This window comes from Pseudomonas syringae pv. cilantro (assembly GCF_001293775.1).
In the GTDB taxonomy this organism is placed as follows: Bacteria; Pseudomonadota; Gammaproteobacteria; order Pseudomonadales; family Pseudomonadaceae; genus Aquipseudomonas; species Aquipseudomonas syringae_P.
This window is the reverse complement of the sequence record NZ_LGLN01000065.1, coordinates 135,018-148,402: the sequence shown is the minus strand read 5'-3', so window position 1 is coordinate 148,402 and position 13,385 is coordinate 135,018. Positions and strand designations below refer to the sequence as shown.

General features: G+C 56.3%; 11 protein-coding genes and 2 pseudogenes. 6 read left to right on the top strand and 7 right to left on the bottom strand.

Annotated features, from left to right (window positions below; genetic code table 11):
- Window positions 1-23: 23 nt before the first annotated feature.
- Window positions 24-968 carry an alpha/beta hydrolase gene (locus tag ABJ99_RS16190; RefSeq protein WP_054086662.1) on the bottom strand — a complete coding sequence of 315 codons (945 nt, stop codon included), beginning with the start codon at window positions 966-968 and terminating at the stop codon, window positions 24-26.
- Between the two features lie 355 nt (window positions 969-1,323).
- Here ABJ99_RS16190 and ABJ99_RS16185 point away from each other — a divergent pair, with 355 nt between their 5' ends.
- The 3 genes from ABJ99_RS16185 to ABJ99_RS16175 all read left to right on the top strand — a co-directional run bounded on the left by ABJ99_RS16185 (window position 1,324) and on the right by ABJ99_RS16175 (window position 4,588).
- Window positions 1,324-1,806: a GNAT family N-acetyltransferase gene (locus ABJ99_RS16185; RefSeq protein WP_054086661.1), complete on the top strand. Its 483-nt coding sequence runs from the start codon at window positions 1,324-1,326 to the stop codon at window positions 1,804-1,806.
- 403 nt (window positions 1,807-2,209) lie between these two features.
- Window positions 2,210-2,476 (top strand): DUF1652 domain-containing protein, encoded by a 267-nt coding sequence (locus tag ABJ99_RS16180; protein WP_054086660.1) that lies wholly within the window; start codon window positions 2,210-2,212, stop codon window positions 2,474-2,476.
- 681 nt (window positions 2,477-3,157) lie between these two features.
- Window positions 3,158-4,588, top strand: a complete 1,431-nt coding sequence (locus tag ABJ99_RS16175) for a pyridine nucleotide-disulfide oxidoreductase (RefSeq protein ID WP_230081041.1) — start codon at window positions 3,158-3,160, stop codon at window positions 4,586-4,588.
- 14 nt (window positions 4,589-4,602) lie between these two features.
- On the opposite strand, the gene csrA is transcribed toward ABJ99_RS16175, so the two are convergent.
- The 3 genes from csrA to ABJ99_RS16160 form a co-directional block, all read right to left on the bottom strand.
- The gene (gene csrA, locus ABJ99_RS16170; RefSeq protein WP_002554157.1) at window positions 4,603-4,791 is read right to left on the bottom strand and encodes a carbon storage regulator CsrA; all 189 of its coding nucleotides are present in this window, start codon (window positions 4,789-4,791) and stop codon (window positions 4,603-4,605) included.
- A 523-nt stretch (window positions 4,792-5,314) separates the two neighbouring features.
- Window positions 5,315-6,667, bottom strand: a complete 1,353-nt coding sequence (locus ABJ99_RS16165) for a GntP family permease (protein WP_007251225.1) — start codon at window positions 6,665-6,667, stop codon at window positions 5,315-5,317.
- 98 nt (window positions 6,668-6,765) lie between these two features.
- A complete protein-coding gene (locus ABJ99_RS16160; protein ID WP_054086772.1) occupies window positions 6,766-7,254 on the bottom strand; it encodes a gluconokinase in 489 nt (162 codons plus the stop codon).
- 282 nt (window positions 7,255-7,536) lie between these two features.
- On the opposite strand from ABJ99_RS16160, the gene gntR reads away from it, so the two are divergent.
- From gntR to ABJ99_RS16145, 3 genes are all read left to right on the top strand, one after another.
- Entirely contained in the window at window positions 7,537-8,553 is a 1,017-nt protein-coding gene (gene gntR, locus ABJ99_RS16155) for an HTH-type transcriptional regulator GntR (RefSeq protein ID WP_054086659.1), read from the top strand.
- Between the two features lie 328 nt (window positions 8,554-8,881).
- Entirely contained in the window at window positions 8,882-9,853 is a 972-nt protein-coding gene (locus ABJ99_RS16150) for a YncE family protein (RefSeq protein WP_054086658.1), read from the top strand.
- Between the two features lie 155 nt (window positions 9,854-10,008).
- Window positions 10,009-11,217 (top strand): acetate and sugar kinases/Hsc70/actin family protein, encoded by a 1,209-nt coding sequence (locus ABJ99_RS16145; protein ID WP_054086657.1) that lies wholly within the window; start codon window positions 10,009-10,011, stop codon window positions 11,215-11,217.
- Window positions 11,218-11,346: 129 nt separating this feature from the next.
- Here the strand turns inward: ABJ99_RS16145 and ABJ99_RS29245 are convergent.
- From ABJ99_RS29245 to ABJ99_RS16135, 3 genes and pseudogenes are all read right to left on the bottom strand, one after another.
- Window positions 11,347-11,807 (bottom strand): annotated as a pseudogene (locus ABJ99_RS29245) (malate synthase G); the annotation flags it as partial.
- Between the two features lie 133 nt (window positions 11,808-11,940).
- Entirely contained in the window at window positions 11,941-12,231 is a 291-nt protein-coding gene (locus tag ABJ99_RS29240) for a hypothetical protein (RefSeq protein ID WP_230081040.1), read from the bottom strand.
- Window positions 12,232-12,327: 96 nt separating this feature from the next.
- A pseudogene (locus tag ABJ99_RS16135) lies at window positions 12,328-13,385 on the bottom strand (IS630 family transposase); the annotation flags it as partial.

Genomic DNA, 13,385 nt, shown 5'->3' with positions numbered 1-13,385 from the left:
TACTGCTCCATGCCTGGCGCTGTCTAACCGGCGTTCTGCCGCGCCTGATCGTGTGTGCTGACCTGTGACAATGAGGCCGGAGCCTTCAGCAGCGCCTGAATGGCCCGGCCATAGGCGGGTTGCCCGAGTTGCATGCTGTTGTTGTGCGTGCCGCCCGGTATCAGCAAGAGTTTTTTCGGCTCCCTGGCCGCTTCGAACAGTTGCTCACTGAAGCGCGAGGGCACGTACCTGTCGTTAGTGCCATGGACGATCAGTACCGGCATGTGAATGTCGGCGATCTTGTCCAGCGAGTCGAATTTCTGTGACAGCAGCCAGCGTACCGGCAGCGATGTGTTGGCGAGCGCTGTGGCGACGTCGGCCAGATTGGTGAAGGTCGACTCTATGATCAGCCCGCGGGCCTGAAGCTGCGCGGGGTCATTTTCGGCATCCTGGCCCAGCTCGGCAGCCAGATCCACGGCGACCGCACCGCCCAGCGAATGTCCGTAGATCAGCCTGCGTTGCGGGTCGGGCTGCAACTGCTTCAGACGTTCCCAGGCAATGCGCGCGTCCTCATAAACGGTTTTCTCGGACGGTAGCTGGCCCACGCTCTGGCCGAAACCCCGGTAATCAATGGCCAGTACCGAAAAGCCCTGCGCTTTGAGTTGCTGGATTCGAAACAGCTGACCGGTCAGGTTCCAGCGCGAGCCGTGCAGGTACAGCACGGCGGGGGCATGCTTGTCCGCCGCCGGCCACCACCACGCATGAATGTTCTGCGATGTGCCGAATGCCGGCGTACTGAGCTCGATCTCCTGCACATCGTCAGGCAGCCCGCTGTACCAGCTGGCAGTGCCGGGTTCGATGCGAAACACCAGCTCTCGTTCTTTATGTTCGAGCACCGAGCAACCGACCGGCAGCCCGATAATGATCGCGGCAACGGCGATCCACCTAAGTGGACGCGCTTGGAAGCGAGCCAGAGGAGAAATCGGCATAGCGTGAACATCCTGGTCAGCAAAGTGAAATAAATGCCGTTTATGCGCTTCGGTTGCAAGACCAGCCATGAAACATCGGTTACAGGATATTGCGCGGTTGCGCGATGAAACGGGAACAGACCCTAGGCAACGATAATTCTCGCTGGGTCAATGCCTTGCACTGTCAGCTGGCCATCAGCGTCAACAAAGCCGCTCATTAGCACGATTCGTTATGGAGGTAGCTCTTTTAGATAGCCGGGGATTATGCTGTAGCGGCGCGGGCGCTGTGTTCTGGTCATTTGCCGACGCTCGATTCGCCGCTTCATCTACGCTGTCACTCATGGTTTTTTCAATTTCTTCAAGAGGTTACCGCCTTATGTTCGATCACCGTCCCCTGGAAGAAAAAGACATAGCCGCGGTCTGCGAGCTGCCGCAAAATGCCGATGAACTGTTCTATATGTTCCCCAGAGCCACCTATCCGCTGGATGCCGCACAACTGCGCGATGCGCTGGAGACCCGGCATGATTCGATCGTCATCGAGATGGACGGCGAAGTCGTAGGGTTTGCCAACTTCGCGCAATGCCATTTCCGGGGTCGCTGTACGCTGGGCAATGTCATCATCGCGCCCAAGGCCCGCGCCAAAGGGGTAGGGCGTTACATGATCACGACCATGATGGGCATCGCGTTCGACAAGCATGAAGCCACCGAGCTGATTGCCTCCTGCTACAACCACAACGTACCCGGGCTACTGTTCTACCCGCGAATGGGCTTTCGCCCGTACGCCATTGAGGAGCGACGTGACAAGCAAGGCGCCCGCGTGGCATTGATCCATCTGCGTCTTTCAGGGTCGGCTGAGTGAACAGGCAACCTTTCTGACGACAGCCAGGTGAAAACCTGGCTTTCACCGTGGTGTTTTTCATGATGTATTGACTGTGAACTCAAGACCGTTCGTCGTCCGCTTTTTTAAAAAGCGAGGGTGCGCTCAGACGCATTGATCCACGTCAAGCGGTTTACTGCCAGATAACACTAAGGTGAATCGTTTTTTCTATTGTTTCTATCACTGTCTGGTTATAACCGTTCTATTTATATTCAGATGTGGAAGTTGCCTGGCAATCGGGATTGGGCGTATAAGTGTTTCAGGAATCAGGCGCGTGGCGACAAATAATTGGCTGGCCTTTTCGGGTTGCGTTAAAACGTCAATTAATAATAAAAATCGCGAACAACCACTGTTTGATTGAACGTGACACATAAGGAGATAAAAAATGATTGCCAGTGGATTGTCTACATTGGAACTTCGCAGCATTGTCGAAGGTGCCTTTCTGCCCTTACAGTGCACTTGCACGATCGCTCAAGACCAGTCAATGACGGTGCAGGTCAAAGACCCGTCTTCCGGGCGAGTGGAATTGCTGGAAACAGGCATTTCTTTAAACCGCTTGAAGAGCAGCCGTGACATCTCCGTTCTGGTGGCAGAGCTCCGTTACGGGCTCGCTCACGATGGAACGGTTCAGGTCCGTTACCGCACCGCGTGAATCGACGCCAGCCCGCTGGCGACGTGACATAACGTGCAGGTAGCCCCAAGCCCTTGTCTTCTTCGGCCGGGGCTTTTTCATGTCTGCCCGGCGGCCTGCCTTTTCAGATGTATTTGCCCATACAGGTAATGCATGACCAGCGCCGCAAGGCTCGTCAAATTGTCGGCGCTGGAAGATAGTGTTTTTTAACCGCTGCGATCAAAAAATAAAAAACTACCTGGGCCGCGTCGGAACATCATCAGCGCAATGTCCATAAACATAAAAAAATAACAATGTTATTCAAATCATGAGCTTGCAGGGCGACCTCGAGGCCGTCTGCCTGAATGGTCTTATTTGACACATTCTGTATTGTTTGCAACTATCAGTACGTGGGTTGCAATCGCAATACCTTGCAAGCGGTCAGTAGTTGCAAAAAACTTTAATTGAAGGGACTGGCGGTAGCCTTGGTGTCTGTTGAGTCAACGTTGCAATCTGATTCCTCAAGTCGTCAGTACCGCTAAAGTAATATAACGTTTGAGCGTGTAACAACCTGTAACACCTGCAACTACGCCCGGACCTTAAAGCCTACCCTGTCTTTTCCTGAATCGTGCATGGACGCTGGTTCGTCTCAATCAGTCGAGTATTCGATCATCCAGTCTTTCCGGATTGCACCAACGTACGCAATGACGATGGAGCATCATCATGTCTGAAAATCGTATGGAAACAACCTGCGCCTGTGTTGTGGGAGGCGCGGGCCTCGCGGGTATGGGATTTCTGTTCAATGCCCTGAAGAGCGGGGCAATGAACGAGATTGCGGCAAACGGGCTGATTGTCATTGATGCCAGCGATCAGCCCGGGATGGGCACGCTGGGTCATTACCGGATCACGGCCAATTCGATCGGTGACGTATTCATCGATTGTCTGCGTGACCCCGCGTTACGTGACGTGCTGAAGCCTCTGGAATACTCAGCGGCCTACTGGCGAATCAAAGCGCACGCGCAGAGCGCACCGCAATTGTCGGACGTCGGCCTGCTCATGGCCGAGGCTTCCAGACTGGTGCTGGACCATCTCGTGAATCACTACGGCGTGCAGGTCTGGTCTGGCACCGTCATTACCGAAGTCATCAGCGCCGACGATGCGTTCTGCCTGCGCGTCGAGAGGGCCGGCGTCACTCGCTGGGTGCGCAGCCAGACCCTGGTGCTCAATCCGGGTGGTCGACAGGTTCCACAGCACATGATCGCCAGCCTGGCGCGCCATGATTTGCCGCTGTCCGAGACCATGAATATTCAAAGCGCCGACAGGTTGCTGCGCATGAATGCCGTGCAGTTGCGTGAAGTGTTCGCGCTGGCGCTGGCCAGTGAAGGGCGTATCACCCTGGTAGGCGGGTCGCACAGTGCGTTTTCCATGCTGGAGAACCTGGCAGATGCGCTCGAGTTTGCCGGTTTGCAGGAATTGACACTCATCCACCGCAGCCGGATCAGGCTGTTCTATGAAAGCCTCGAGGAGGCGCAGGCTGCGGGCTACGAGTTTGACCCGCAGCTCGACCGGTGCCCGGTGTCAGGGCGCATCAATCGCTCTGGCGGCTTGCGCTATCGCTCACTGGATATCGGGCGTGAGGCGATGCTCAGTGGCCATGTGGGCAAAACCGGCGTGCGCGTGCAGTTGTTGCAGGTATCCGGAGGACGGGCCGGGGATCACCAGCAGGCCCGGCTGGCGCTGGCCGAGTCCAGTGTGGTGGTGCAATGCTCAGGGTATCAGCCGTTGCTGCCGGTCATGCGTGATGGCGATGGCAATCTGATCAACCTGCGCGAGATCAAGGGCGGGCTTGACTCCGACCCTGCCGGATGCCCGATGGATCAGAGCGGGCGGCGACTCAGCGGGCTGCATCTGTTCGGTCTGGGCGCCGGGCTCGGGGTCAATCCACAATTGGGTAGCGAACCGGCATTCGATGGGCGTATCTACGGTGTCTGGCTATTTCACCATGACGCCAGTCGGGCAGTGATCGAAGCCGTTCTCGCCCGGCTGCGGCAACAGGCGACCGCTGACGTTCGCATTACGCCAGGCATAAAAAACGGCGCCCCGGGGGCGCCGTACGGCAGATCCGCCAATGACTGGCAGGTCTGCATTGAATAAGGGGGTGGCAGGATTTATTGTGGGTCCTGGTTCGGAGCCAGTTCTGCCTGGATGCGTTTGTAGATTTCTTCGCGGTGCACAGAAACATTTTTTGGCGCGTTGATGCCCAGGCGGACCTGCAGCCCTTGAACGCCAAGAATAGTGACGGTGATTTCGTCACCAATGTTTATGCTTTCGCCTACTTTGCGAGTGAGTATCAACATAATCTTTTCCTTGATGGCCTCTTGAAAACGCCTCTATCAAGAGGCTGGCGTTTGCCTTTGCGTGGTGATTGTTGCCGAGTGCATCCAAATGCATCCGTCTTATGACGTTGCACAGGTGAATTTAATTCCCTCGGTTCATTTTCTTGTCATCGAGATTTGCATGCCCGATACGACGAGTGCGCCAATTCTGCCCGTTTTGACGTAAAAATGCCCGTGTTTACTGGCGCTACATGAAAAGTAACGCGAACGGATGAGCACGTTCAGGCAGCTCTCGCCGTGGTAGACGAGATCAGGCGGGCCAAATTCCACATGAATGTAAGCGTAGGCTCGACTTGCGAAACTTGCCCGAGCTTTCTGAAAAATCAAATGGAAAGAGGTGTAGGGAGGCGTAGGACGGGGGCATAGCTGTGCGGGGAATATCAACGCAGGTCGTGTAAGGCTGGCGTTGTCGCAGCCCTGCGGCTTCAGGTGAGACACGGGCCTTCGCGGGTCGGAGTCCGCGAAGGCCGGTGTCTTTTGCGGGCTATACCAGCGTTGACAGCAGCATGATGAAGATCAGGCCGACCACCGAAAGCAAGGTTTCCATCACTGTCCAGGTCTTGAACGTCTCGGCAACCGTCATGTTGAAGTACTGCTTCACCAGCCAGAAGCCGGCGTCGTTGACGTGCGACAGGATCAGTGAGCCCGCGCCGGTGGCCAGAACCAGCAGCTCACGGTTGACGCCGGGAATCAGGCCGACCACTGGAGCGACGATCCCGGCGCCGGTGATGGTCGCGACGGTCGCCGAGCCGGTAGCGATGCGAATCACTGCCGCCACCAGCCAGGCCAGCATGATCGGGTTGATCTGCGCCTGCACCGCCATGTGACCGATGACATCGCCCACACCACTGGCGACCAGCATTTGCTTGAAACCACCGCCTGCACCAACGATCAGCACGATGGCTGCAACCGGTGCCAGACTCTGGTCGAGCAGTTTCATGATCTTCGAGCGATCGAAGCCGCGTGCCGCGCCGAAGGTGTAAAACGCCAGCAACAGCGCTGCCAGCAGGGCGGTAATCGGGTGACCGATCAGGTCCATCCAGATGCGGAACATGTTGTTTTCAGGCAACACCACGTCAGCAAAGGTCTTGAGCAGCATCAGGAAAACAGGCAGCAGGATCGTGACCAGCGTGATGCCGAAGCCAGGAAGGTTTTCAGTGCTTGATTCCTTGGCGATCTGGTCCATCAGTTCCTGCGAAGGGGTGCCAGGAATATGTTTGGAAATCCAGTTGCCGAAAATCGGCCCGGCAATGATTGCTGTCGGCAGTGCGACGATCAGGCCGTAGAAAATGGTCTTGCCGATGTCCGCACCGAAAATGCCGATGGCCAGCAACGGACCCGGATGCGGCGGCACCAGGCCATGGACCGCCGAAAGGCCTGCCAGCAGCGGGATACCGATCTTGACGATGGACACACCGGTGCGACGCGCGACGATGAACACCAACGGGATCAGCAGCACGAAGCCGATCTCGAAGAACAGCGGGATGCCCACCAGAAACGCCGAGAACATCATTGCCCAGTGCACTTTCTGCTTGCCGAAGACACGGATCAGGGTCTGCGCGATCTGGTCGGCACCGCCCGAATCGGCCATCAGCTTGCCGAGCATTGTGCCCAGCCCAAGAATGATGCCGACAAAGCCCAGCACGCCGCCGAAACCGTCCTGAAACGACTTCATGACTTTTTCCACCGGCATGCCGGAGGTCAGGCCGAGAAAACCTGCCGCCAGGGTCAGCGCGACGAAGGGGTGAACCTTGAAGGTGGTGATCAACAGCACAAGGCCGACGATGGTCACCAGCGCATCGACGAGTAAAAACGTCTCATGGGTCATACCGAACATGGGTGTCTCTCCGGTTATTATTTTAGGTCGCTGCCAAGAGCGCCGTCGTTCTATCGTGTGTACGAAAGACAGCGCTGTCTTTCGCGTTCACGCCTTTATCAGGCGTGGGAGCCTTTCCACCATGCTGCGGCTTGTTTGCCAATCACGTCGATAGGCTGGGTCGCATCGACCACCAGTGTCAGCGGCTCGCCGGCGGGTGATTCGAGCGTTGCGAACTGGCTGTCGACCAGACTGGCGGGCATGAAATGACCGGGCCGATGCGAGCAGCGTTCGGTCGCGAGCTCTTTGGTCAGTTCCAGAAAAACGAAGCCCAGACCCGGTACGGCATCGCGCAAACGCTGGCGGTAAATGAGCTTGAGGGCAGAGCAGGTCAGGACCGGATGTTCACCCTTGGCAAGGGCAGCAACCATCTCTTCGCCGAGGCGGGTCAGCCAGCCGGCGCGGTCTTCGTCGTTTAGGGGGGTGCCGGCGCTCATCTTGTCGATGTTGGCCTGAGGATGGAACGCATCGCCTTCGATCAGGCGACCGCCGCTGTTGAGGGCAATTTCGGCACCGACGGCACTTTTGCCGCAGCCCGACACACCCATCACCACAATGGCGGAAATAGCAGTATTCGCAGTTGTCACAGTAGGCACCTCATCTGGAGACAGCGCTGTCTTTGTCCGGTGGACATTATGCTCAGCCTGGGCTGTTCCAGTTCTTGTCGTTGTTTTGGGTTCATCGTTAACCATCGGAGGCTGTTCTCCGGGGCAGCCTGGCAGGGCACCCGAACGTGAAACCAGCGATAAAGCATTGTCACGTTCCATGAGACAGCGCTACCTTATGGGGCATTCGACATATTTGGCAACCCCTATGTTAGTTGGCAACGCATGACACGCATTGGTTCCCGCTCTACGGGTCGCCCGACCCTCAATGAAGTTGCACGACTGGCTGCCGTCTCGCCGATTACCGCTTCGCGCGCGTTACGGGGTGTGGCCACCGTGGCACCGGAACTGGTCGAAAAGGTTCGTGCTGCGGCGCAGAGCCTGGGTTATGTCGCCAATCCTGCGGCCAGAGCCCTGGCCTCTGCCTTCAGCCAGACGGTCGTGGTTCTGGTGCCCTCGCTTTCCAATCAGTTGTTCATCGAAACGCTGGAAGCCATTCAGGACGTGCTGCGCGTGCGCGGTCTGGATGTGGTGATCGGCAATTATCATTACTCGCCTGAAGAAGAAGAGAAACTGCTGCGCAACCATCTGGTCAATCGGCCGCGTGGCATTCTGCTGACCGGTTTTGATCACACGCCCGCAGCGCGGCAGATGCTGGAAACCAGCGGTGTGCCCTGCGTACACATGATGGAACTGGATACCCGTCGTGGCGCTTACTGCGTCGGCTTTTCCCAGCAGCAGGCAGGGGCCGAGGCAGCCCGACATCTGTTGGGCCGTGGCCGCCGTCGCCTGACCTATATGGCTGCGCAACTTGACCCGCGCGTGCTGCAACGTGGTGCAGGTTTTCGTCAGGTGCTCGAAGAGGCGGGGGTGTTTGATCCTCAACTGCAAGTCATGACCCGCGAGGCATCCTCGATTGCGCTGGGCGGTGAACTGTTCGCGCGTTTGCTCGACGAGCATCCGGATGTCGACGGGGTGTTCTTCTGTAATGACGACCTGGCACAGGGCGCCGCGCTGGAGGCGCTGCGCCTTGGCATCGCGATTCCCGAGCGGGTGTCGCTGGTGGGGTTCAATGACCTGCCGGGCTCTGCGCACATGGTCCCGCGCCTGACGTCGATCCGCACACCCCGGCAAGCCGTGGGGCAACGCGCAGCGCAATTGTTGCTGGGACTTCTCGACGGCATCACTCAGGAATCCCAGGTGGATCTGGGGTTCGAGCTGGTGGTCCGGCAAAGTTCCTGAGCAACCTTGGCGGCTGCCGTTTCGAGCAACTGATACGGCATACGCCTGACCAATGGTTACCCCGCTTCGCACGTTGCGCAGGGTCTGGCTGGATAGCCCCTGCGCTGTGCCTTTCAACCCATTCTGCACCCCGGTTCGAGCGTTTTTCGGGGGCTTCGACTGTTATTTCTGTCAGTACCCAACCCCTCTTGTTGAGTATTCAATGATCGTATGTTTTTGGATCGGAGCGGCATAACTGTCTTGGCCGCATCGTTGGATGTTGGGGACATCTCTTCGTATCCAGTCCCCATTCTGGCGGTCTTGCAAGACCTATTGACTGGTGGGAAAAATGCAAAAAAAAGCATCTCAGGACGTTAGAGCTTTGATACATGTCGCAGATCCGGTCGGTGCAGGAGTACCCCTGGATATTGCATGGCTGACCGGCATCATTCCCTTGGGCTTCGTCCCCGGAGAGATCGTCATCAGCCCCGATGAAACAACGCTGTATGTCGCTCATGAAAGCGGTCGCGAGGTCAGCGTGGTCGATATTGCCTCCGCAAGCGTGGTGGGTGCGGTAAAGCGCGCCGGGGCAGGCGCCATTACGCTGAGTCCCGATGGAAAACGGCTGTACACGATCGGCCAGAAGAAGTGCTACGTGGTCGATACCCGTTTGCGCGAAGTGATCCGTATTATCCCCGCGGCCAACGTGAACAGGATTCTGTGCAGCCCGGATGGCCGATTCATCTGTCTGTCCTTTCAGGATGCGCCGGGGGGACTCATCCGGGTAATCGAAACGGAAAACTACACAGTCGAAAACGATTTCGATCTGGGCTCGTTGTCCATGGCATCGTTGGCCCTGGCGGTCAGCCCCGACAACCGTCGGGTCTACGCCACAACCCTGCTCGATCGGCAGGCGCCGACCGACGTCCTCGCCATCGGCACGCTCGATTACCTGCAGCATGACATTCCCGGTTTTGCCGACCCTCGTTCGATGGTCATCAGTTCCGCCGGCGACCGCCTTTACGTGGGCGGGATCGATGAGGTCTACGTGGTGGACGCCACCACCAACCGGATGTTCTACCGGGAAAAAATCGGTGCGCAGGGCTATCCGGTCAAAGTCATCGGCATCACCCCGGACAATCGCTATGTCTACGCCGTCTACACCTGCAATTACGACGTCTACAGAATCGATACGGTGAAGGGAGTCACGACCTGCATTGCTTATTTCCCTTCCGTGGGCGGTTCGGTGCTGAACAAGGCGGGTACTTACATCTACACCACCCACGCTGACATGAGCTGGATTTCGATCTACAAGTTGTAGGCCGTTTTTTGCTGGCTGCCAGGCGAAAAGCTGTGGGAGAGACGTGTCGGTAGGCTGAACATGGTTCGGTATTTTTTTGAAAGGATTCAATAGTAGTCGGGTGCTTGAGTCACCTGTCTTTACATTCTGCATTAACTTCACAAGGAGTGATGTCCATGTTTTTGTTATTCGGTTTCAGATATTTCAGAATAGCCTGTGTTGCGTTATTTTTTTTGAGCGTGCCGCTTGTGACGGTCAGGGCAGATGTTCGGCCGGAGACATGGCAGGTGGTTGTCGATGCCGGAAGCAGCAAAACGCGCGGTATTCTTTATCGGTTGTCTGCCGATACGGTGACGCCGGTTGTGGAATACAACTCCAAACTGCCACTGGCCAGTTATGCAAGTGTACCTGACGATTCAGGCTACCTGTTGATAGCTCCCTTGCTGGACGCGCTGGAGAGGCTTGCCGGTGAAAAGAAATACGCATTGGAAAAAAATACTGTGCTTGTGAATGTTCTGGGCACCGCCGGCATGCGCGAGTTGTCTGCGGATCAGCAAGACGCTATTTATAAGTCTGTGAACGCGTCGATTCTGGCCAAGGGTTGGGCGTTGGGGCAGGTGGGCACAATAGATGGCAGGGATGAGGGGATATTTGCCTGGGTGCACCTCAATTTTTTGAAAGGGCTGGCAACGTCTGACAACACGTTGGGCATAATCGAAATGGGCGGTGCTTCGAGTCAAATCACTTTCGCGCTCAAGTCTCCATCGGATGATAAAACAGACGTCAGTAAAAATGCTCGTGCAGTAACGTGGAATGGAAAAACCTACTCGGTTATGAGTGAAAGCCTGCTGGGCCTGGGGGCCGATGCTGCCAGGACGTCCATGAACAAAATAAAGCAGCAGGAGCAACGTTGCTACCCACAAGGTTCGCCTGTAATGAAAGTGCCCATGACGGGCGCGTTTGATTTTGCAGAGTGCGACCGTGCTTACGATGATGCTATTGCCGCCAACTATCAGTCTGAGATCAACAAGCTGATCCCTATTGTCAAATCAAGTGACTATGCTCAAACTGATTTTGTTGGGTTGAGCTCACTGTACTATACCCTCAATTTTTTCAATAACGATATTCCTGATCGAGAAAGACTGAGGTCTGCCCTTGAACAGTCTTGTAAGCGTTATGCGGATATTGAAGAAAGTCTCAGGAAGGATGACCTGAAAGACAAGTATCAGCCTGAGAATAAATGTGCGAATGGCGTGTTTGTTTATGATTTTCTGTATGATTACTTGCAGTTGGGGAACGGGCGGCTCACCGCCTTGAAGAAAGTTGAAAATATGGACATTCGCTGGACCGACGGGTTTTTATTGCTGGGTAAGCAAACACCATGAAACGCCATCGAACGGCACAGCGCTAGTCAGCGGATCACGCAGAAGCGATGCTGACCTCTACGAAGTGCTTGAGTCAACGGCAGGCAGGTTTGCAGCCTGCCGTTGATGTTCAAGTATGTCCGCAAACGATCAGTGCTGATCCTTGAACGCAAGCCGGAACTCATGCAACAGCGGTTCGGTAGAGCCGGAGGGCTGTTCGACGGCTTTGAACACCAGCGCGCACGCGGCCTTGAACGCCGTGGAGTGCTTGAAGTCTCGGGCCATGGGGCGGTAATACGAATCTCCGGCGTTCTGTTTGTCCACCACTTTGGCCATGCGCTCCAGCACGTTTTGCACATCTTGCTGGCCGACGATATCGTGCAGCAGCCAGTTGGCCATGTGCTGACTGGAGATGCGCAACGTCGCCCGATCCTCCATCAGGCCGACGTTATGGATGTCCGGCACCTTGGAGCAGCCGATGCCCTGTTCGATCCAGCGCACCACATAGCCCAGCAGGCCCTGAGCGTTGTTTTCCAGCTCCTCGAGAATCTGTTCGCGCGTCCACGCGGGCTGGTCACCACCGGGATGGTCAGCAAGTCGTCGAGCAGGTCGCGGGCAAAAGCGATCAACTTGGCCCCGCGCAACGGGATGTAGCCGGCACGGATTTCCGCGCCGTTGGCGGTGGATTCACATCAGTGCCATACAAGGCATCGTACAGCGAGCCCCAGCGCGCGTTCGCCGCGTTCAGCGCATAGCGGGCATGTCAACGATCGGGCCGGGATGCGCCTTGTGCCACGTGTCCAGCTCGGCCTGCGAGCGCTCGCGTTCGGCGAGCAGTTCGCGGTTGCGCGGGGCAAGGTATTGGACCAGCGCATCGAAGCCTCCCAGAAGGCTTCCGTATCCAGGTGAGTGCAGGGCAATACGTCCTCTTCGATGAATCGATGCAAATTGACGGCTACCTTGAGGCGCTGGCATTTGACGAAATCGGTCATTCAGTTGGCTTCGTGTAGAGATCACGCTGCCTGTCATCTGCATTGTCTGGTCGTCTGACAGGCAATCTTCGTGAGCAGGGCGGACCGCCGCCCCGGTCGCTCTCACCTTAGTGTGGTGCTTCACAAGTAACGCATAAAATTATTTACCCAATGCTTTTGCTGCACGAGCTACGGAACCCAGTATCTCGTCAGCTTTTTTGTGCCAGCGAAATGGCTTCGGATTCTGGTTATAGGTTTCAAGGTAGTGCTCGATTGAGGCCTCCAGATCCTTCACACTGACATGAGCCTGGCGCTTGATCCATTTCTCGCTCAGCGTTGAGAAAAAACGCTCCACCAGATTCATCCATGAGGCAGACGTGGGCGTGAAATGGATGCTGTAACGAGGACGTGCGGCCAGCCACGCCTTGACCTTGTCGGTCTTGTGCGTTGCGTAGTTATCCATAATCAGATGAATCGGCACATCGGTCGGTACTGAGGCATCAACCTCTTTGAGAAACGATAGAAATTCGACACTGCGATGCTGTCGTTTCAACCGGCCAATGACTTCCCCCGTTGCTACATCCAGAGCAGCAAACAGCGAAGTCGTGCCGTGGCGCTTGTAATCGTGCGTACGTGTCGCAGGATTTCCAGGCGCTAAAGGCAGCCCAGGTTGTGTTCGGTTCAGCGCCTGGATCTGGCTTTTCTCATCAATACATAACACCAGTGCTCTATCTGGCGGGTTCAAATAAAGGCCCACGATGTCCTGCACTTTGTCGACAAAAAGCGGGTCGGTAGAAAGCTTGAACGTTTTTTCCAAGTGAGGCTTGATTCCGAAGGCATGCCAGATACGCATCACGCTAGCAGGAGATATACCTGTTTCCCGGCTCATCTGTCGGGTACTCCAATGGCTGGCGTCTTCAGGTTTGCTCTTCAGAACTTGATCAACCACCTTCTGCACTTGCTCATCACTGATTGTGCGCGGGCGGCCCGAACGATGCTCATCGTTCAGGCCAATCAACCCCCATTTCGAAAAGCGCGTCCGCCACCGTGAGACCACGTCCTTACTAACGTTGAGGCGCTGGGCAATGGAATTTCCAGACTCTCCCTCCGCGCATGCCAGGATAATTTCGGCACGAACACAGGCATCCTGCGCGCCCTTACGCTGTTTAACGCGGCGTAGAAGCTCTGCTTTTTCGGCTTCGGACAAGACAATGACAG